The organism is Variovorax sp. 350MFTsu5.1, from assembly GCF_048302515.1.
Lineage (GTDB): Bacteria > Pseudomonadota > Gammaproteobacteria > Burkholderiales > Burkholderiaceae_C > Variovorax > Variovorax guangxiensis.
This window is the reverse complement of the sequence record NZ_CP157620.1, coordinates 3,048,337-3,068,689: the sequence shown is the minus strand read 5'-3', so window position 1 is coordinate 3,068,689 and position 20,353 is coordinate 3,048,337. Positions and strand designations below refer to the sequence as shown.

General features: G+C 68.0%; 19 protein-coding genes. 10 read left to right on the top strand and 9 right to left on the bottom strand.

What is annotated here, in order from left to right; translation table 11 throughout:
• The first annotated feature begins 35 nt into the window (after positions 1-35).
• The 8 genes from ABL843_RS13845 to ABL843_RS13810 are packed head-to-tail and all read left to right on the top strand — an operon-like array spanning position 36 to position 10,407.
• Positions 36-2,552, top strand: coding sequence for a sodium-translocating pyrophosphatase (locus ABL843_RS13845; protein ID WP_418120221.1), 2,517 nt, complete (start codon positions 36-38; stop codon positions 2,550-2,552).
• A gap of 2 nt (positions 2,553-2,554) precedes the next feature.
• On the top strand, positions 2,555-2,923 hold the full coding sequence (locus ABL843_RS13840) for a nuclear transport factor 2 family protein (RefSeq protein ID WP_126019129.1): 369 nt from the start codon (positions 2,555-2,557) through the stop codon (positions 2,921-2,923).
• Positions 2,924-2,980: 57 nt separating this feature from the next.
• Complete coding sequence (locus ABL843_RS13835; protein ID WP_418120220.1) at positions 2,981-4,882, top strand: YhgE/Pip domain-containing protein; 1,902 nt, start codon at positions 2,981-2,983, stop codon at positions 4,880-4,882.
• A 43-nt stretch (positions 4,883-4,925) separates the two neighbouring features.
• Positions 4,926-5,648 carry a MerR family transcriptional regulator gene (locus ABL843_RS13830; protein WP_418120219.1) on the top strand — a complete coding sequence of 241 codons (723 nt, stop codon included), beginning with the start codon at positions 4,926-4,928 and terminating at the stop codon, positions 5,646-5,648.
• Positions 5,649-5,652: 4 nt separating this feature from the next.
• A complete protein-coding gene (locus ABL843_RS13825; RefSeq protein ID WP_240650473.1) occupies positions 5,653-7,086 on the top strand; it encodes a TolC family protein in 1,434 nt (477 codons plus the stop codon).
• Positions 7,086-8,072 (top strand): HlyD family secretion protein, encoded by a 987-nt coding sequence (locus ABL843_RS13820; RefSeq protein WP_418120218.1) that lies wholly within the window; start codon positions 7,086-7,088, stop codon positions 8,070-8,072. Before ABL843_RS13825 ends, ABL843_RS13820 begins: the two co-directional genes overlap by 1 nt.
• A gap of 11 nt (positions 8,073-8,083) precedes the next feature.
• Positions 8,084-9,268 (top strand): ABC transporter permease, encoded by a 1,185-nt coding sequence (locus ABL843_RS13815; protein ID WP_418120217.1) that lies wholly within the window; start codon positions 8,084-8,086, stop codon positions 9,266-9,268.
• Positions 9,268-10,407, top strand: coding sequence for an ABC transporter permease (locus tag ABL843_RS13810; protein ID WP_418120216.1), 1,140 nt, complete (start codon positions 9,268-9,270; stop codon positions 10,405-10,407). The genes ABL843_RS13815 and ABL843_RS13810 overlap by 1 nt, the downstream gene beginning before the upstream one ends.
• Here ABL843_RS13810 and ABL843_RS13805 read toward each other — a convergent pair.
• Entirely contained in the window at positions 10,404-11,039 is a 636-nt protein-coding gene (locus ABL843_RS13805) for a TetR/AcrR family transcriptional regulator (RefSeq protein ID WP_184638402.1), read from the bottom strand. The two genes, ABL843_RS13810 and ABL843_RS13805, sit on opposite strands and share 4 nt — an antisense overlap.
• Before the next feature lie 131 nt (positions 11,040-11,170).
• Here ABL843_RS13805 and ABL843_RS13800 point away from each other — a divergent pair, with 131 nt between their 5' ends.
• Positions 11,171-12,013, top strand: a complete 843-nt coding sequence (locus tag ABL843_RS13800) for a metal-dependent hydrolase (RefSeq protein WP_418120215.1) — start codon at positions 11,171-11,173, stop codon at positions 12,011-12,013.
• A gap of 24 nt (positions 12,014-12,037) precedes the next feature.
• On the opposite strand, the gene ABL843_RS13795 is transcribed toward ABL843_RS13800, so the two are convergent.
• From ABL843_RS13795 to ABL843_RS13760, 8 genes are all read right to left on the bottom strand, one after another.
• On the bottom strand, positions 12,038-12,625 hold the full coding sequence (locus tag ABL843_RS13795) for a hypothetical protein (protein WP_184638407.1): 588 nt from the start codon (positions 12,623-12,625) through the stop codon (positions 12,038-12,040).
• A gap of 249 nt (positions 12,626-12,874) precedes the next feature.
• The gene (locus tag ABL843_RS13790) at positions 12,875-13,105 is read right to left on the bottom strand and encodes a hypothetical protein (RefSeq protein ID WP_019653008.1); all 231 of its coding nucleotides are present in this window, start codon (positions 13,103-13,105) and stop codon (positions 12,875-12,877) included.
• Positions 13,092-13,463, bottom strand: a complete 372-nt coding sequence (locus ABL843_RS13785) for a hypothetical protein (RefSeq protein WP_126019109.1) — start codon at positions 13,461-13,463, stop codon at positions 13,092-13,094. The genes ABL843_RS13790 and ABL843_RS13785 overlap by 14 nt, the downstream gene beginning before the upstream one ends.
• Positions 13,464-13,480: 17 nt before the next feature.
• Positions 13,481-14,413 (bottom strand): DUF6999 family protein, encoded by a 933-nt coding sequence (locus ABL843_RS13780; protein ID WP_369658341.1) that lies wholly within the window; start codon positions 14,411-14,413, stop codon positions 13,481-13,483.
• Positions 14,397-16,313 carry an iron-containing redox enzyme family protein gene (locus ABL843_RS13775; RefSeq protein ID WP_418120214.1) on the bottom strand — a complete coding sequence of 639 codons (1,917 nt, stop codon included), beginning with the start codon at positions 16,311-16,313 and terminating at the stop codon, positions 14,397-14,399. Before ABL843_RS13775 ends, ABL843_RS13780 begins: the two co-directional genes overlap by 17 nt.
• Positions 16,314-16,316: 3 nt before the next feature.
• Complete coding sequence (locus ABL843_RS13770) at positions 16,317-17,267, bottom strand: fatty acid desaturase (RefSeq protein WP_418120213.1); 951 nt, start codon at positions 17,265-17,267, stop codon at positions 16,317-16,319.
• The gene (locus ABL843_RS13765) at positions 17,248-18,021 is read right to left on the bottom strand and encodes a sterol desaturase family protein (RefSeq protein WP_418120212.1); all 774 of its coding nucleotides are present in this window, start codon (positions 18,019-18,021) and stop codon (positions 17,248-17,250) included. The genes ABL843_RS13770 and ABL843_RS13765 overlap by 20 nt, the downstream gene beginning before the upstream one ends.
• Before the next feature lie 9 nt (positions 18,022-18,030).
• The gene (locus ABL843_RS13760; RefSeq protein ID WP_126019097.1) at positions 18,031-19,608 is read right to left on the bottom strand and encodes a phospholipase D family protein; all 1,578 of its coding nucleotides are present in this window, start codon (positions 19,606-19,608) and stop codon (positions 18,031-18,033) included.
• Positions 19,609-19,762: 154 nt separating this feature from the next.
• Between ABL843_RS13760 and ABL843_RS13755 the strand changes: the two genes are divergently transcribed.
• Positions 19,763-20,308 (top strand): peroxiredoxin, encoded by a 546-nt coding sequence (locus tag ABL843_RS13755; RefSeq protein WP_418120211.1) that lies wholly within the window; start codon positions 19,763-19,765, stop codon positions 20,306-20,308.
• The last annotated feature ends 45 nt before the right edge of the window (positions 20,309-20,353 follow it).

Genomic DNA, 20,353 nt, shown 5'->3' with positions numbered 1-20,353 from the left:
CCACTAGTCACAACGAACGAATGGAGAAGCAAAGCATGATCGGCAACACCCCCCTGATACTGGCCATCGTCTGCGGTCTCGTCGCCGTGGCCTACGGTTTCTGGGCCCGAAGTTGGATTCTCTCGAAGGACGCGGGCAATGCCCGCATGCAGGAGATCGCGGCGGCCATCCAGGCCGGCGCCTCCGCCTATCTCGCCAAGCAGTACAGCACCATCGCCATCGTCGGCATCGTGCTCGCGATCCTGATCGCCGTCTTCCTCGACCTCACCACCGCCGTCGGCTTCATCGTGGGCGCGGTGCTCTCCGGTGCCTGCGGTTTCATCGGCATGAACGTGTCGGTGCGCGCCAACGTGCGCACCGCGCAGGCGGCCACGCACGGCATCGGCCCGGCGCTCGACGTCGCCTTCCGCGGAGGCGCCATCACCGGCATGCTGGTGGTGGGGCTGGGCCTGCTGGGCGTGTCGGCCTTCTACTGGGTGCTGATCGGCAGCGGCACGCCGGCCGCGGGGCACAGCCTGTCGGCGGTGCTCAATCCTCTGATCGGCTTCGCGTTCGGCTCCTCGCTGATCTCGATCTTCGCGCGGCTGGGCGGCGGCATCTTCACCAAGGGTGCCGACGTCGGCGCCGACCTGGTGGGCAAGGTGGAAGCCGGCATTCCCGAGGACGATCCGCGCAATCCCGCCGTGATCGCCGACAACGTGGGCGACAACGTCGGCGACTGCGCCGGCATGGCGGCCGACCTGTTCGAGACCTACGCCGTGACGCTCATCGCCACCATGGTGCTGGGCGCGCTGATGGTCGCGGCGGCGCCCACCAACGCGGTGCTGTACCCGCTCGCGCTGGGCGGGGTGTCGATCATCGCGTCGATCATCGGCTGCTTCTTCGTGAAGGCCTCGCCGGGCATGGTCAACGTGATGCCGGCGCTCTACAAGGGGCTGGCCGTGTCGGGCATCCTGTCGCTGATCGCGTTCTGGTTCGTCACCAGCTGGCTTATTCCCGACAACGCCATCGCCGCCAGCGGCAGCCAGCTCAAGCTGTTCGGCGCCTGCTTCGTCGGCCTGGCACTCACGGCCGCGCTGGTGTGGATCACCGAGTTCTACACCGGCACGCAGTACAAGCCCGTGCAGCACATCGCACAGGCTTCGACCACCGGCCATGGCACCAACATCATCGCGGGCCTGGGCGTGTCGATGCGCTCCACCGCCTGGCCGGTGATCTTCGTGTGCATCGCGATACTGGCCGCGTACTCGCTGGCGGGCCTCTACGGCATCGCGGTGGCCGCAACGTCGATGCTGAGCATGGCCGGCATCGTGGTGGCGCTCGACGCCTACGGCCCCATCACCGACAACGCCGGCGGCATCGCCGAGATGAGCGAACTGCCCGACAGCGTGCGCGCCGTGACCGATCCGCTCGACGCTGTCGGCAACACCACCAAGGCGGTGACCAAGGGCTACGCCATCGGCTCGGCGGGCCTGGCCTCGCTGGTGCTCTTCGCCGACTACACGCACAAGCTGGAAAGCTTCGGCCAGGCGATCAGCTTCAACCTGAGCGACCCGATGGTGATCGTCGGCCTCTTCATCGGCGGCCTGATTCCCTACCTGTTCGGCGCGATGGCGATGGAGGCCGTGGGCCGCGCGGCCGGCGCGGTGGTGGAGGAAGTGCGGCGCCAGTTCCGCGACATCGCCGGCATCATGGAAGGCACCGGCAAGCCCGAGTACGGCAAGGCCGTGGGCATGCTGACCGGCGCGGCCATCAAGGAAATGATGATCCCGTCGCTGCTGCCGGTGCTGGTGCCGATCATCGTCGGCCTGGTGCTCGGGCCGAAGGCGCTGGGCGGCCTGCTGATGGGCACCATCGTCACCGGCCTGTTCGTCGCCATCAGCATGTGCACGGGCGGCGGCGCCTGGGACAACGCCAAGAAGTACATCGAGGACGGCCACTTCGGCGGCAAGGGCAGCGAGACGCACAAGGCCGCCGTCACCGGCGACACCGTGGGCGACCCCTACAAGGACACCGCCGGCCCGGCCGTGAACCCGCTGATCAAGATCATCAACATCGTGGCGCTGCTCATCGTGCCGCTGGTGGTGAAGTTCCATGCGGGCGATGCGGCTGCGGCAGCTCCGGCGAAGGTGGAGACTCCGCCCGCCGCCATGGCGCCGGCAGCCACGGCACCGTCGACGCCTGCAGCGGTGGTCGCATCGGGCGCCGTATCGGCCGCCGAAGCCGCCGCTGTGAAGGTGGAGAACGGTGTCGTGAAGTTCTACTTCGCGAGCGCCAGCTCCGAAGTGGCGCCGAACGCCAAGGAGGCCCTGGCCGACGTCATCAAGGCCGTGCAGAGCGGCAGCACCGTGCTCGTGAGCGGCTACCACGACGCCAGCGGCGACCCGGCCAGGAACGCCGAGCTGGCCAAGCAGCGCGCGATGGCGGTGAGCGATGCGCTCAAGGCCGCTGGCGCGCCCGAGGACAAGATCGAGCTGGCGAAGCCGGAGCAGTCGCAGGCCGACGGCCCGCCTGCCGAGGCACGCCGCGTCGAAGTCAAAGTAAAGTCCTGAGAATGCCCACGCCCGAACGACTCGAATCATTCATCGCCGCCGTCGAAGGCGGCGCGCATGCCAAGGCCATCGAGGACTACTACACCGAAGATGCCACCATGCGAGAGAACCAGGCCGAGCCCCGGCGCGGGCGCAGCACGCTGGTGGCGCAGGAAACCGCCGTGCTCGATCGCACCGAGTCGGTGGCCTCCACCTGCGTGCGGCCGGTGCTGGTGAACGGCGACCACGTGGCGATCCACTGGATCTTCGAGTTCACGTTCAAGGGCGGCGGCAGGATGCGCATGGAAGAGATCGCCTGGCAGCGCTGGGAGGGCGACCGCATCGCAGAGGAGCAGTTCTTCTACGACCCCGCGCAACGAAAGCCGGGCTGACCAGCGCCTTTCTCGCGCGACCCACCGCCATGGCGCTGCTGGTAGCCTCCTAGCCCCATGCGATACCTCCAAGCACTGTTCGCCGGCACCTGGGCCATTGCCCGGGCCGAGCTGGCGATCGTGCGGCGCTTTCCGCGCATCCTGCTGGCCGTGGTGGCGGTCGGCGTGGTGCCGGCGATCTATGCGCTGATCTATCTCTCGAGCGTGTGGGACCCGGCCGGCCATACGGCCGACCTGCCCGCCGCCATCGTCAACCAGGACCAGGGCGTGACCTACATGTCGCGCACGGTCAACGTCGGCGACGAGCTCACGCAGACCCTGCTCGACAAGCGTGCCTTCGGCTTCCGCACGATGACCGACACCGAAGCCGCGCGCGCCGAGGTACGGCGCGGCACGCTGGCCTTCGCGCTGCTGATCCCGCCCGACTTCAGCGCCAACGCGGTGCCCGGCACGCAGCGTGGCGCGGGGCAGATCGTGGTCTACACCTCCGAGGGCAACAACTACAGCTCGGCCGGCATGGCGCGGCGCTTCGCGGGCGAGTTGGGTCACCAGGTCAACGAGATGCTCAACGAGCAGCGCTGGGGGCTGGTGCTGAGCGCGGCCTCCGGCTCGCAGGCGCGGCTCGACAAGCTCAAGCAGGCCCTGCTGGAGCTGCGCGACGGCAGCCAGACGCTGGCCAGCGGCGCGGCCCAGTACAGCGCGGCGGCTCAGCAGCTGGGCAGCGGGTTCAAGCAGGTCAACGGCGGCATCCGCACCATCGAGTCGAAGCTGCCGGCCGACGCCGACCTGCGCGCGCTCAAGGCCGGCTCGCAGCAGCTTGCGTCGGGCCAGCGCGAACTCGGCAGCGGGCTCGCGCAGATCGGCGACGGGCTGGAGCAACTGGAAGGCGGCGCCGGCCAGCTCGGCGACGGCGCGCGCAAACTGCAGAAGGACACGGCCGACATCCCCTTCGTGGGCGATCGCATCGCCAAGGGCGCGGGCGAACTCGCCACCGGCGCCGACAAGCTGCGCGGCGGCATCGAACAGGCGCAGGCGGCCATGACCAAGGCGCAGGACGGCAACCACAAGCTCGCAACCGGCGCAACGGCCCTCGACGGCGGCGTGGTCAAGCTCACCGACGGCATGACGGCGCTTGCGGCCGGCATCCACACCATGTCCGGCAAGCTGCCCCCCGACCGGAAGCTCGACGAATTCGTGCAGGGCGGCGCGCAGCTCGCCCAGGGCGCGGAGCGCCTGTCGACCGGCGTGCGCACCATCGAGGCCGCCCTGCCCGCCTCGATCACCCGCATCCAGGGCAGCGCCTCGGGGCTGGCCGACTCGGTCGAGCCCAAGGTCGAAGTGGTGGCACCGGTGGCCAACAACGGCAGCGCCTTCGTGCCCAACATGGTGTCGGTGGCGCTGTGGATCGGCGCGGTGATGGCGGGCTACCTGTTCAACATCCGCATCGTGCTGTCGGAGCACAGCCACTACCCGAAGCTCGCGAAGACGCTTGGCAAGATCACCATGCCAGCGCTGGTCGTGCTGCTGCAGGTGGCGCTGGTGCTGGCCACGCTGGTGGGCGTGCTGCGGGTGCAGGCCCCCGACGTTCCTGCCCTGGCGTTGACGATGGCGCTGGCCTCGCTGGTGTTCCTGGTGGTGCTGTTCGCGATCCTGCACGTGTTCGGCGACTTCGGCCGCATCCTCACCGTGCTGCTGCTGACGCTGCAGCTGTCGGCCGGCGGCGGCGTGCTGCCGGTGGAGCTTTCGGCCGGCTTCTTCCGCGACGTGCACGGCTGGCTGCCCTTCAGCTGGGTGGTGCAGGCCTTCCGCGCCGTGATGTTCGGTGCCTTCGACAACGGCTGGGCGCATGCCTGCGGCGCGGTGCTGCTGTCGGGCGCGGTGGCCGTCGGGCTGATGGCCATCTTCGGCAAGTGGAACGAAGTGCTGCCGGCGGACTACAAGCCGACGATCCAGGTCTAGGCAAGGCTATGTGACATCGATGATGTAACATTCACCCCGTCACATGAACACCTCAGCCGTCACCGATGCCGCCCGGGAACTCTCCGTCGAGGAGCTGGCAGCGCGCACCGGCGTGACGGTGCGCAACATCCGCGCCTACACCACCGCCGGCCTGCTGCCGCCGCCCAGGCTGCGCGGCCGCCTCGGCCTGTACGGCGACGAGCACGCGCAACGCCTCGCGGTGATCCGCGAACTGCGCGACCAGGGCTTCGGCATAGAAGCCATCCGCCGCATCTTCGGCCGCGCGCCGGCCTCGGCCTGGCGCGACCTGGTGGCCGTGGCCCGCTCCGTCTCGGGCAGCCTCTTCGCGGAGGAAACGCCGGTGGTGGTCTCGACCGATGCGCTGGCCGCCAAATGGAAGGGCCAGATGACACCTGCCCTGCTCGCCCGCGCCACCAAGGCCGGCCTCATGCGCGAGTTGCCCGACGGGCAGGTGCAGATGCTCAGCCCCGCGCTCGGCCAGATCGCCGAGCAGCTCGCCGCACTCGGCCTGCCGCTGGAGGCTGCGATCAGCATGCAGGAAACCATGGTCCGCACGCTGCGCACCGTGGCGCGTCATTGGCTGCGCGCGCTGGCGGACAACCTGCTGAGCGGCGACGCCATCGAGGCCGGGCGAACTGCCCAGTTGCTCGAACAGGCCCGAGGGCTCGCCACCGGCGCGGTGCAGGCCGCGTTCCCCGTGATCCTTCAGCAGGAACTCGACGTCCTGCTGCGCAAGACCACCTGAAACGATGACGACACGTACCTGCCACGCCGCAAGCCCCATCAAGCTGAGCCTGTTTCCGGCATTGCTCGTGCTGTGCGGCGCCGCGTTCGCACAGACCGGCGAAGACACCCTTTCCCTGAGCTTCGACGCGGCCCGCGCCCGCATGCTCGACCGCTCCGACAAGCTGGCCGCGGCGCGCGCGGCCGTCGACGCCAAGGAACTGCAGAGCCAGGGCCTCAAGAGGCTGGGCGGCCCGTCGATCAGCGTCTCGGGGCTGGCCTATGCCTACAACGCGAACCTGAACCTCGACCTCGATCCGCTCAACCAGCGGCTTGGGCAACTCGGCTCCTCGCTGCCGACTTCCATCCAGAGCGTGATCGCGCGCGTGCCGATTCCGCAGCTGCCCAACAGCTACACGCTCAACCGCCACGACACCGGCGCCAACGCGTCGATCTCGGCCGTGTGGCCGCTCTACGTGGGCGGCGCGACCGACGCGGTGCGCGGCTTCGTCTCGGCCCAGACGCGCGAGGCGCAGGCCGACGCCGAACAGGCCGGCCACGAGGTCGACACCCTGCTCGTGCAGCGCTACTTCGGCGCGCAGCTCGCCCGTCGCGCTGCTGCCCTGCGCCTGCAGGCCGAGCGCACCATCGCACAGCACGACTCGGCGGCGCAGAAGATGCTCGCGGCCGGCGTGATCTCGCGCGTCGAGCGGCTGCAGGCCAGCGCCGCATATGAAGAAGCCCGCCGCAACGCGCGCAAGGCCGAGAACGACGCGGCGCTCGCCTCGGTGGCGCTGGCCCGCACGGTGCGCGCCGACGGCAGCGTGGCACCGCAGACGCCGCTCTTTCTCATCAGCACGCCGATCGAGCCGCTGAACTACTTCATCGATTCGGCGCTCACGCGGCACCCGGGCCTGGACAAGGTCGCGGCCAGGAAATCGCAGGCCGAGCAGCTGCACGAAGGCGAAGAGGCGCTGCGCCGCCCGCAGGTGATCGCCTTCGGCACGCGCGAGCTCAAGAGCGGCAACGCCGACTGGGTGGCCGGCGTCGGCGTGCGCTGGACGCTTTACGACTCGGTCGACCGCGACAAGCTCTCCGCCGCCTCGCTCAAGCAGGTCGAGCAGGCCGAGCGCACCGATGCGCAGGCGCGCAGCGACATCTCGCTGCTGGTCGAGCGCAACTGGCGCGCGCTGGAGAACGCGCGGCGCCAGTACCTGGAGATGAAGGCCTCGGTCGAGCTCGCGCAGGAGGTCGTGAAGCTGCGCACCGCCGGCCTGCGCGAAGGCACGAGCACCACGCTCGACCTGATCGACGCAGAGACCAACCAGGCCAAGGTGCTGACCGAACGCGCGCAGGCCGCCAACGACTACGTGCAGGCGCTCGCGCAACTGCTCGAGAGCGCGGGGCTTTCCGAGAAGTTTTCCGACTACATCGCGCGTGCAGACGTGAAGGTGAATTGATGATGAGTGCCAAGACCCGAAAACTGATCGCGATGTTCGCCGCCCTGCTCGTGCTGGCGCTGCTCGCCTGGGGCTTCTGGCGCGCCTCGCGCCCGGCGCCCGAGGTGTTCCAGGGCCAGATGGAGGCGCGCGAGACCGACGTCGCCGGCAAGGTGACCGCGCGCATCGCCGAGGTGCCAGTGAAGGAAGGCGACCGCATCCAGGCCGGCACGGTGCTGGTGCGCATGGACAGCCCCGAGGTGCGCGCCAAGCTCGCACAGGCCACCGCCGCCGAGCAGGCCGCGCAGGCCGTCGCCGAGAAGGCGCAGAACGGCGCCCGCCCGCAGGAGGTGGAAATGGCGCGCATGCAGTGGCAGCGCGCCGAAACCGCGGCGCAGCTCGCGCAGACCTCGTTCCGCCGTGTCGACGGACTGGCGCGCGAGGGCCTGGTGGCCGACCAGAAGCGCGACGAGGCCGAGGCCAACTGGAAGGCCTCGCGCGACGCCGCCATCGCGGCCAAGGCGCAATACGACATGGCCCGCACGGGCGCCCGCCCCGAGGACAAGGCCGCGGCCAGCGCACAGGCCCGCCAGGTTGCCGGCGTGGTGGCCGAGGCCGAAGCCGCCAAGGCCGAGACCGAGCTGCGCAGCCCGGTCGGCGGCGAAGTGGCCAAGGTGCTGGCGAAGGTCGGCGAGCTCTCGCCGCAGGGCGTGGCGGTGGTCACGGTGGTCGACCTGAGCGACCAGTGGGTGGTGCTGAACGTGCGCGAAGACCGGCTCTCCCGCTTCGCGCTCGGCAACGAGTTCGACGCGCATCTGCCCGCGCTGCCCGAAGGCAAGCGCACCGCCCGCTTCAAGGTCTACTACAGCGCCGTGCTGCCCGACTTCGCGACGTGGCGAGCCACGCGCGGCGGCACCGGCTTCGACGTGCGCACCTTCGAGGTCCGGGCACGTCCGCTCAAGCCAATCGAAGGCGCGCGGCCCGGCATGAGCGTGCTGGTCGACTGAGACCATCCGCGATGAGCCTCCGCGGCTTCTCCACCGCCAGCGCAAGGCGCGAATTCGCGCTGCTGCGCACGCGACCGTGGGACCTCGCGATGATCTCGTGGGTGCCGCTGCTGGCGGTGTTCCTGATCTGGTGGATCTTCTCGGCCGGCCTGCCCGAGCGGCTGCCGATCGGCGTGCTCGACCAGGACCACTCCTCGCTCTCGCGGCAGGTGGTGCGCTTTCTCGATGCCACGCCCGGCCTGCGCGTGGCGCAGCGCTACAGCGACGAAGCCGAGATGGCGCGCGCGCTCACAAGCGGTGACGTCGACGCGGCGGTGCAGCTGCCGCGCGAGCTGAGCCGCGACGTGAAGCAGGGCCGCGTCGGGCAGATCGTGCTGCTGCACAACGCACAGCTCGGCACGCATTCGAGCCTGATCCAGCGCGACGTGCGCACCGCCGTCGGCACCGTATCGGGCGGGGTCGAGCTCACGGTGCGCAACAAGCGCGGCGAGTCGATGAAGGCGGCGCGCGTGAGCATGGAGCCGATCAAGGCCAGCATGGTGGCACTTTTCAACACGTCGACCGACTACGAGCAGTTCCTCGGGGCCGCGCTGATTCCGGCGCTGCTGCACATCCTCGCGATGACGGCCGGAGCCTGGGCAGTGGGCCGCGAGCTGCGCGACCGCAGCATCGGCGAATGGCTGGGCGCCTCTCCCCGCTGGCACGAGGCGCTGGCCGCGCTAGCGGGCAAGCTGGTGCTGGCGTTCGCGAGTCTTTCGGTGGTCGCGCTGGCGGCGATGCTGTGGATCACCGCGGGCCGGGGCTGGCATCCGGCCGGCTCGCTCGGGTGGACGCTCTTTGCGCTGCTGGTTTTCCTGGCGCTGTCGATCGCGCTGGGAGCTTTCGTGGCGGCACTCACGCGCTCGCTGCGCACCGCCCTGTCGGCCACGGGTTTCATCACGGCGCCGGCCTTCGCGTTCGGCGGTGTCGGCTTTCCGCTGGTCGCGATGCCGCTGCTGGCGCAGGCCTGGGCCAAGCTGCTGCCCTACACGCACTACATCCGCGTGCAGATGGAGCAACTGCAGATGGGCGCGCCGGTGGCGTACTCGGTGGCCACGCCGCTGTGGATGGTGGTGGGCACGGGCGTGCTGATGGCCGCATGCGCCGGGGCGCTGGTGAAGGCGGCCAAGGCGCCCGAAAGCTGGGGAGGACGCTGATGGCTGACGAAGCCCTTCGCTTCGGCTCCGCATGGCGCGAGACGGCGCTCGCGGTGCTGCGCGACAAAGGTGTGCTGCTGATCATGCTGCTCGCGCCCGTCATCTACGGCTTCTTCTATCCGTGGCCCTATGGCACGCAGGCAGTGACGCGTGTGCCGGTGGCGGTGGTCGACCAGGACCACACCGGCCTCTCGCGGCAGATCTCGCGCTTCGCGCTGGCCAATCCGAGGCTGGACGTGCGCATGGTCACGGGCGACGTGGGCGAGGCGCAGCAGGCGCTGTGGCGCGGCGAGATCGAGGGCTATGCGCTGCTGCCGGCCGACCTGAAGCGCAACGTGCTGCGCGGGACATCGGCGGTGGTCACCATCGAGGGCAACGGCGCCTATGCGCTGCTGAACAAGGCGGTGCTGTACGGCTTCTCGGAGGCCGTGGGAACGGTCTCGGCCGGGGTGGAGATCCGCAAGCTGCAGGCCGGCGGCCAGAGCGCGGTGCAGGCGGCACGCAGCCGCAGTCCGCTCAACACACAGTTGGTCGCGCTGTTCAACCCCACCGAGGGCTACGGCAGCTACGTGGTGCCGGCGGTCGCCTTGCTGATATTGCAGCAGACGCTGCTCATGGGCGTGGCGATGCTGGCCGGCACCTGGGCCGAGGCCGGGCGGCTGCGCGCGTCGATGGGCGCCTGGCTGGGGCGGCTGGGGGCGCTCTCGGGCTTCGGCTTCCTGAGCGGGATCTTCTACTTCGGCTGGGTGTTCTTCCTCCAGGACTACCCGCGCGGCGGCAATCCCCTGGGGGCGCTGGTGCTGCTGGCGTTCTATGTGCCGGCGATCTGCACGGTGGGGTTGCTGCTGGGCTGCTGGTTCCGCGATCGCGAGCGGGCCCTGCAAGTGCTGCTGTTCACCGCGCTGCCGATGGCATTTCTCTCGGGGTTCTCGTGGCCCGTGGAGGCTCTGCCGGAGCCGCTGCAGGCTCTGCGCTGGCTCTTTCCGAGCACGGCGGGCATCCAGGCCTCGCTGCGGCTCAACCAGATGGGCGCGCCGCTGCATGACGTGCTGCCCTATCTGGGCGTGCTGCTGTCGCTGACGCTGGCGGGGCTGCTGGTGCTCCGCCTCGTGGCCACGGTGCCGGCGAAGCCGACCTAGCGCCGGCTCTCTGCGGCCACGGCGCGCACCAGCCGCGTGGCGGGCTCCACCAGCTCGCGCAGGTCGCCTGCGCGGTTCTGCTCGATGGCCTGCAGCACCAGTTCGTTGATGCCCCCCACCACCGTCATCGCCATCTGGTTCGTGAGATGCACGGCGGGGCCTTCCGCATCGCCGTTGCCGCTGCTGTTGATGGCGGCCTGGATGAAATTGGCGATTTCATCGTTCACCCTGCGGCGCACCGCGAGACCGGGAAGACCGAGCCCGAGGATCTCGACGAAGAGCGTGCGCAGCAGCACCGGGTCCTGGGCGAGATAGTCGAAATACGCCGTCATGGCCTGCTCGACCTGCGCATGCCAGGGCTGCGCCGGATCGAAGGCCTCGCTCACCGCCTGCAGCGCGAGCCGGCTGGCGGCTTCATAGAGCGCGATCAGGCATTCGGTCTTGGTGCTGAAGTGCTCGTAGAAAGTGCGGCGCGACACCGCAGCCTCGCGCACGATGTCGGCGATGGTGGTCTCGGCATAGCCCTTGGCCGCCACGGCATGGGCCATGCCCTGCAACAGGCGCGCGTAGTGCTCGCTTCCGGGGCCGTCGCCAGACTTGGAGGGCGCTGCTTTTTCGATGGTTTCGCTCATGGACGACACATTTTCCTACGCACGGGTACTTGACAGTACCAACTCACAATTGCAACATGGCAGCATGCGGTACGCAGATGTACCAGCATTCCAGCTCCACGCAATCAGTGCTTTTTCCGAGGCTTGTTCTCATGACCGATCTTGTCGTACGCCGCCTTCTGATCGACCTGCAACCGCCCTTCGCCCGCGACTGGTGCGGTGGCGACGCATTCTCGACCGCCTTCTTCAACGCCCTGTCGATGAGCTTTCCCTTCGGCGAGCAGTTCTTCATCGACGCGGTGCGCGATGCCGTCGCCACGCTGCCGCCCGAGGTCCAGGAGCAGCACAAGGCCGAGGTGCGCGGCTTCATCGGGCAGGAAGCCACGCATCGGCGCATCCATTCGCTGTTCAACAACCATCTCGAGAAGCAGGGGCTGGTCGACCGCTGGACCGCCCGCGCCAGCAAGCGCATGGAGCTGATGGAAGGCGCCGATCCGCGCCACGCGCTGGCGGTGACGGCAGCCACCGAGCATTTCACGGCCATGTTCGCCGAGTGGCTGCTGGCGCACCCCGCCGTCCTCGACGGTGCCGAACCCCGGCTGCGCACCATGTGGCTGTGGCACAGCGCCGAGGAACTCGAACACAAGAGCGTGGCCTTCGACATCTACAGGGCCGCGGGCGGCTCCGACGAATGGCGCGCGCGCTGGTTCCGCCGCGTCACGATGATGTTTTTGGGCGACCTGATGCGCCAGACCATCGACAACCTGCGCCAGGAAAAGCAGCTGTGGAAATGGTCGACCTGGAAAAGCGCCGCGCGCATCCTGCTGAGCCGTGATGGCCTGCTGCGCGGCAATCTCGCCGGCTGGCGCAGCTACCTGCGCCCGGATTTCCATCCGATGCAGCAGGACAGCAGCCTTTCGACGCGCTGGCTCGCGGACAACCGGGCGCAGTACACGCCGGTGGGCGCGGCACCCGAGGCTGCGGCTGCGCGCTGACGGCGCCGGACCGCGCCCAATCGCTCAGAAGAAGGTGGCGCGGGTCGTCGTGTTGCCGCCGGCCTGCTGGTGCTCGGGGCGCATCTGCAGGTCGTGCAAGGTGTCGAAGTCGGACGGGGCATCCGGCACGCGCATCACCACTTCCAGCTCGTGCATCGACGCGACCCAGCGGCCGGCCGGGGAATCGGCTGGCTCGTCGTTGGCGAACACACCGTCGCGGATGTAGAGGGTCTCGCCTTCCGGCCGCTCGGCGTGCAGTTCGACCAGGCGGGCGATCGAGAAGTTGTACGTCACGAGCTTCTCGCGCGTCTTGCGGTCCTTGCCGCCGCAGTTGAACGAGCCTTCGGCGGCGATGACGATGCAGGAGCCGTCCACGCCGCCGTCCATCTCGATCTCGTTGCCCGAGCGCCAGATGGCGTTGGGCAGGCGCACGCGCACCTTGTCAATGACCAGGTCGCGCTGCTTGTTGAGGCTGCCCAGGGGGGGCACCAGCGAGCGTAGCTGGCGCAGGCGCTCGGCGAAGGTGTCGTCCATCAGGAATTCGACGTGGTGCGTGGCGCTGCCGGAGGAGCGCTTGACCACCTGCATGATCACGTGACGCGACTTAGCCATGGCGGAACCCTTCTGGAAAGGTCGAATTCCATGTCCCGCATTGGGTGTGGACAGCGTGGCAGCAATTCATTGGAAATCAGCTACTAGTAGAACCTTTGATTACATGCAATTACATGCATCATTTGTGTCCAACTGTATAGCGATTACCGGGAATGTGGAAGGCCAATCCGTGACTTATGCACGAGGAAATGTCTCCAAAATGCCTCTCCGATGTGGTAGCAGCCAGCCTGCACCAGAGGCAGGACGCCCTTACTCCAGGGCTTCGTCGAGCGCTTTGCAGGAAGGCGCGCAGACGGTCTGCGACTTGCCCAGCACCTGACGGGTGCGCAGTTGCGAGCGCACGCGGTGCTTGCCGCACATGAAGCACGACATGGTCGCCCCGCTGAAGGAGGCCGAGGCGCGAAATGGCGACCCCGGCGCCTTCGACTTGTAGCGCAGGCCATCCGCCACCACTGCCGTCTTCACTTCACCCTTCGCCATGCATTTGATCCTTGCTGTTCGGTTCTGCACGGCGCATCGCGCGTGCAATGGCTTCCCGGGCGCTGATTTCGGCCGCCAGGGAAGCGTCCAACGCCGAGCGGCAAAGCCCGGCGTGCTGGTAGTTGAGGTTCTCGTACACCTCTGCCGCGGCCGGATACGCATCGAGCAGGCGACCGAGTTCGGCGCCCTGCCCTATGTCCTCGAACTCGTGCACGAGGTGTTCGACCACGGAGCGGTACTGCTCTGCACCCACGGGTACAGGGCTGTGCTCGAGCTTTTCCAGCAGTTGCGCCAAAACATGGGTCACCGCCAGATCGGCCTTGGAAGACGGATTATCGGTCGTGTTCATGATCGGCATCTGGGGGCAGCATACGCCTATGCAAGTGGCTGCTCGTACAGGGTTGTCTCCGGCTGGCCGGCAGTTTCGTCCTTTGCGGCCTTCTGCTGAGCCACCTGCATCCGCTGAAGCAGGCTGTGGAGCATTTCGGTGGACAGCCCGTGGATCACCAGCCGGTGCCCCGCCCGCAGGGTCGACAGCGGCACCAGCGGGTGCTTGTTGTTGACCAGGATCAGGTGCTCCGGAGCGTTCAGGATGGTCGCCGCGTAGATGCCGATGGTCTCGTCCAGTTGCAGGGAATTGGCCGCGCGCCAGAAATCGTTGTCCGTGAGCATCAGCTGGTACAGCGGCGTGAAAAGCTCGATGGCGCTTTGCAGGTCCAGAAAGTTGAGTCTGCCCTGCGGCATGTCCTCCAGCCGCAGCCCCGGCTCCCTGATCATCGAGAAATCGACCTTTTCCGCCTTGCACAGCGCCAGCCCCCTCTCGCGCAGCGCTGTGTTCAGCCTGATCACGAAGTTGAAGAGGTTCAGGTCGTGCTTCAGGAACATCTCGTCCTTCAGCGCGTCGATGTCGGCCGGCTCCAGCGGATTGGTGGCCACGGGCGCCGGCGAATTTCGCCCGATGAAGGCCAGGATCTGCGAGCCCAGGTGAAAGTGCCGCAGGATCAGCCAGTTGGCTTCCGGCGACACGAAGCGCTTCAGCCCCCAGGCCAGCAGCCGGTGCAGCAGGATCGAATGCGACCAGTTGCGCGGCACGAACACCTTCGCGATCTGGATCAGGATGATCGTCAGCCGCGCGATCGGCCGCAGGAACGGCAGCAGGTACTGCCGCGAGCCCGAGCTCGAGTCGGCCAGCCAGGCCGACTTGACATCGTCGGGCAGCGGCGTGCTCTGGTCGAGGTACAGCGCCAGCCAGGGGCTGGGGTCGCGCTCGTCGTGGGCTTGCTTCAGGAATTCAGGCGTTCGATCCATGGGGCATCCGCTGCGTGATGTGTTGGAACTGCATCAGGTACAGCGCGGCCGTGTGGCGCGCCGTCTCGACGATCTGGCTGGCGGCGCGCGACTGCCCTTCCACCGCCATCACCATCTCCACCGCCGTGAGCCAGCGGCTGAGGTGGTTCTCGTCGTTGTGGCCGTGGTACTCCAGGAAGCGGAAGGCATCCGGCGGCAGCTTCAGGCTCGCCTTGAGCAGCGGCAGCAGCGCCGGCACGATGCGCTGGCCCGTGCCCTCGATGATGTAGATCGCGCCCAGCAGCCCGATCGGGTCGCGCGTGGCGGCCAGGCTGTGCAGGTAGGCGTTGAGCGCCTCGCCGCCGGGGTTGCGGCGCAGCTCCTCGATGTTCTCGACCGTACCGCCGGCCTTTCGGTAGTCGCTGAAGAGGATGTTGAAGTCGTTCTGCTCCTCGCCCGCATGCACGCCGATCAGCGAGGCCAGTACCTGGTAGGGCTCGCTCAGAGAGGCGGCGCCTTCGCGCATCCACTTGCTGCCCTCGCGCACCTGCGGCACCCATTGCTCCATCCAGTTCAGGTAGTCGGGCACGGCAAAGCGGCGCTCGCGGATCTGGCGGATGAGCGGCGTGCGCCACACGCGCGAACGGTAGTCGTGCCAGATGGCGGCCAGCTCTGTCAGCAGCGCGCCCAGCCCTTCGGGCGCGGCGGCGGGGTCGTGCGGGGGCGCGATCAGGAGGTCGTCATCCGGCACGGCCGCGGCGCGTGGCACCACCGCGGCGGGCGCCGCATCGACGGCCTCTACTTCCCACAGCATGTACGCCGCCATGAAGCGCCCCGATTCCGGCACGTAGCAGAAGATCTGCTCGCCGGGCTTGAGCGCCTTGGTGTGCAGGAATTCGGCCAGCATCACCAGGATCGACGCCGCCCCCGTGTTGCCCCGCCATGCGAGGTTGCTCCACCAGCGCTCGCGCGGGATCGACAGGTCGGCCTTGGCCATCAGGTCCTCGACCACCGGGATGAATTTCTCCGACGAGTAGTGGCACAGGAAGTGATCGACCCGCTTCGGATCGACCCAGCCGTCGCGCACCAGCCCCGCGTATTCGTGGATGCCGACGTCGAAGAGGTGCGGCAGCAGCCGGATGTCCTGCCTCAGCGACAGCGCACCCGCCGCCTCGGCCTCGGCCCAGGAGCCGAAGTCCAGATGGCCGCGCGCCCGATCCTCGGTCAGCCCCAGCTGCATGCAGACCGGGTAGTCGCCCGAGAACGCGCGCTGGTGCACCCACTTCAGCTTAAGCCGCAGGCCCGGCGAGCCGGCCAGGGCCGATGCGCTGTCGGACAGGAGCAGGGCTCCTGCTCCATCGGACAGCATCCAGCGCAGGAAGTGCGAGTCGAAGTCGGTCTCGTAGCCGCGCGCCGCGAAGCGCGAACGCTTGAAGAGGCGCGACGGCATTTCGCTGGCCACGGCCATCGCCGAGCGGTGCGCGCCGAGCTCGATGCCCTGCGCGGCCGTCTGGATCGCCGACACGCCAGCGGCGCAGATGCCATGCACCGAATGCGTCTCCATCGGTTGCGCCGCCAGTTCGCCCTGGATCATGTTGGCGAAGCCCGGCATCAGCGCATCGCCGCCCGAGGAGCCGCTGGCCAGCAGCGACACCCGCGAGAGCTCGGCGCCGCCGCGCTGCAGGCAGTCGCGGATCGCGCCGGCCGCCATCTGCGCGTTGGTATGCCGGGTCATGCCCTCGGCGTCGATGGCGTAGTGCCGCGTGAGGATGCCGTTCTCCGCCAGGATGCGCCGCTTGATGCGCTCCGACATGCGGTTGAGCGGCGCGATGTACGCGTCCATGTGGTCGTTGGAAACGGGCTCGCCCGGCATGAAATAGCCGGCGCTTTCGAGGTACACGCGTTGGAATGAGACAGGCATGATTCAGAGAGTTGATGGATCGCGGGGCATCAGCGGGCGGCTGCGAAAACGCGGCCACACGGCCCCCAGCACGAAAACGCGCACCATGTACGGCACCAGCCCGCCCTCGTTGAGCACGGGGTCCACCTGCGCGCGGTAGCGCGTGCGATGCAGGCGGGTGAGCTCGGACCAGTGGGCATGCGGGTTCTCGTGGTGTGCGGTGTGCAGGCCGATGTTGAACAGCAAGGGGTTCACCAGCCCTTCGAAATTGCGTGCGTAGTTCAGGCGGCTACCCGCGGTATCGCGCGGTGCCCCCGACGTCTCCCTCCGCACGGGTTTGCGGCCGTCGGCGTGCGCGTGCTGCAGGTAGTTGGTGGCCAAGAGCCAATGCAGGCCGTGCAGCTGCGGCACGATGACGAAGAGCAGCGCCTTGCGCCAGTCGATCGCCAGCAGCACCGCCCAGCTCGCCAGCCACACCGCGTACTGCGCCATGCAGTAGCGCCAGGCGCCACGCCGGTGGCGCCGCAGCCGGGCCAGCCATGCGAAGAAAAGCGGCATCAGCACCCAGACGGCCTGGAACGGGTGCAGCAGGTAGCCCCACAGGTGATTGGTGTCGCCGCCGAAGCGGTAGGTGCGCGCCACGTCCTTCGGGCCATGGCGATGGCGGTGATGGTTGGCCACATGCGCGGGCCAGAACACGAAGGTCGGATGACCCTGCAGCAGCGTGATCCAGAAATCCGTCAACCGGTTCATACGCCGGCTGCGCCACATGCGCAGGTGCACGTGGTTGTGGTGGATTACGCCGACGCCCAGCGTCAGGAAAAGCATCAACCCGTACAGCACCATGTCGAAGCCACGGACCCACTGCCACGCCGCCAGCGCGGGCAAGGCGGCGAGATAGGCGAGGCTCTGCCAGTCGCGCCAGTGACGCAAACTCGGCACGCGGCGGCTCACCTCAGGCCGTGGTCGCGCCATGCTTCTTGCGGAAAGCCTGCAGAACCGGTTCGGCCGCGTCGGCCGCCACGCGCGTGCCGAACAGCCGGTCCATGAAGGTGAACTGGAAACCGTAGTTGCCGTTGTGCACCGCGTGGTGCAGGTGGTGCCGGCGGCTCGCCGCGAACCAGTGGCTGTACGAGACGCCGGTGAAGAAGTCGTAGTTCGAATGCCCGACGCAGTTGAAGAACAGGCTGAACACCGGCACCGCCGCCAGCGACCAGAAGCTGAAGTCGTGCACCACCATCGGCAGCAGGATCACGTTGCCCAGCATCAGCGCCTCGACGGGATGGAAGCTGTAGGTCGACCAGGGCGTGGTCACGAAGGAGCGGTGGTGCGGCCCATGGAAGCGCCGCAGCCAGCGCGTGTGCAGCAGCCTGTGGTTGATCCAGAAATGCACGTCGTTCCAGATCGCGAGCACGAAGATTTCTGCCACGATCTGCCGCCACCCCGCATCGGGATCGAGCCTCGCCCAGCCCAGCTGCAGCAGCCCCCACGGAAACACCATGCCCAGCCCGAAGATCAGCACCGACACGCCCGACTGCGTCAGCTCGCGCCGCAGCTGTCCCGGCTGCAGCGGCCGCGGATCGAGCACCCGCCCGATGCCCATTGCCGGCAGCACGCGCTTCGTCAGCAGCCAGGTGGCGGCGCCGAAGCAGAGATAGATGCCGCCGAAGAAAAGCAGGCCCCACAGCATGACCTGCGGGGCGGACAACGAGGTGAAGGTCTGCGCCATCCCCCGAGGCTACAACAGCATTTCGGGAACGATCGGCGCGATGAGCATGTTGTAGAAGCGCTTGAAGAAGCCGGACTCCGGCTCCGTGGTCAGGATCATCTCCTTCTCGCCGTCATTGGTGAGCCACTCCAGCGTGCCGGTGTCCTTGGCCAGCCGCAGCCGGTAGGAGTTCTGCAGCTTGCTGATGTTGATCACGCGCAGCATCTCGCGCGCCAGTTGCGGGCTGTCGACCACCACGCCCATCTCGGTGTTCTGGCTGGCCGAGCGCGGGTCGAGGTTCATCGAGCCGATGAAGATGCGCCTCTTGTCTATGGCGGCGGTCTTCGCATGCAGCCGCCCGAGAGACTTGCCGAACATGCCGAAGCGCTCCCCCGCGGTGGTGCGCTGCGGGCTCAGTTCGTACAGGTCAGCGCCGCTTTTCAACAGCTTCTCGCGGTAGCGCGCGTAGCCGGTGTGCACCAGCGGCTCGTCGTTGGCGGCCAGCGAGTTGGTCAGCAGCGTGAGCTTGACCTTGCGCCGGGCCAGATCCTGGAATGCCTCCATGCCGCGCTCGCCCGGTACGAGGTAGGGCGAGGTCAGGTCGACCTCCGTCCTGGCATCCATCAACAGGCCCCAGACCTGCATCGTGACGCTGGTGGAGATGGCCTCCTCGGCGGTCATCGTCTTCGGCTTGGTGGGCGGATCGGCGACCGCGCGGGCCTCGCCCCACAGCAGCCCCATGCGCCCGGCGTCGAGCTCCTCGGAAATAGGGCCGTAGCCAAGGATGTCCGACGGTGGCAGCACCACCTTCGGCGGCGGCGCGGCCATGCCCACCCAGCTGTCGAAATCGGCGCCGGTGGGCTTGCGGCCGCCCTCGCCCGTCACGATGTCGGCGATGGGCCAGACCTGCTCGCTGTTCCAGTAGGCGTCGAAGATCGACTCGAGCTGCGGCACCACCTTGCCGACCACCAGCGCGTCCATGTCGATGAAGTTCTGCGCCTCGTTCAGCACGAAATACTCCTCGGAGATATTGCGCCCGCCCACCACCGCCATCACGCCGTCGGCGATGAAGAGCTTGTTGTGCATGCGGTGGTTGAGCCGCGAAATCTCCCACGGCGAGGCCGCGAAGCGCGACAGGAAGCCGTTGCGCCCGCAGCAGAACGGGTTGAACAGGCGCACGTCCACGTTCGGCGTCTCCGACAGCGCCAGCAGCAGCTGCTGGCTCTTCACGGTGTACAGGTCGTCCACCAGCACCCGCACCTTCACGCCGCGCATCGCCGCCTCGCGCAGCGTGCGCAGCAGCAGGCGGCCGACCGGGTCGTTCTCGAGCTGGTAGTACTGCACCACCAGCGAGCGCTGCGCCCGCTGGGCGAGCTGGATGCGCGCGTCGAGCGAATACACGCCCAGCGGCATCAGCCGGAAGCCGGAATGCTCGTCGGGGGGCGTGGAAGCAGCAGCAATCCTGGCGAGCGTGGTCGAGGGATCGGCGGACGCGGCGAATTCGGCGGGCCGTTCGCGCGCGGGCGGCAGCGAGCCGCAGGCGCCCAGCGCCGCAATCAGGACACCCGCAAGCGCCATGCGCAGAAATGATGGGAGCCAGGCGTTCATGATCGTCTTTCCATGAGTTCGTGTTCTTGTGGTTGTCTGTCCTTGTGTTCCTGCAGTACGCCGGCCGGTCCGCACCGGTTTCAAGGCGCTTTTCGCCTCCTTTCCGGGAAGGCTCCGGCCTAGAATTCGATCCACACCGCTGCGGAGTTACATCATGGCCCGTTCACTCCCCCACCGCATCGCCTGCCTCGCCTTTTTTGCGGCTCTTACGAATACCACCTGGGCCGCCCTCGACATCGGCGACCCGGTGCCCAAGTTCACAGCCAACGCCGCCCTCGGCGGCAAGACCTTCCGCTACTCGCTGGCCGAAGCGCTGGCCAAGGGCCCGGTGGTGGTGTATTTCTTCCCTGCGGCCGACTCCAGCGACTGCTCCATCGAAGCCCACGCCTTCGCCGAGGCCATCGACCAGTTCACCGCGCTGGGCGCCAGCGTCATCGGCGTTTCGGCCGACGACATAGGTACCCTGTCGAAGTTTTCGGTCAAGTCATGCCAGAGCCGCTTCCCGGTCGCCTCCGACGAAGGAAAGACCGTGATCCAGGGCTTCGACGCCCTGATGCAGACCCGCCCCGACTTCGCCAACCGCCTGTCGTACGTGATCGCGCCGAACGGCAAGGTCGCCTATTACTACCAGAACCTGAATCCGGACAAGCATGTGGAGCGGATGCTGAATGCGGTGAAGGCGCTGCCGAGGACCAAGTAACGGTTCGCCACTGGCTGGAGATCAATCGGTGGTGCGGCTTCTCGC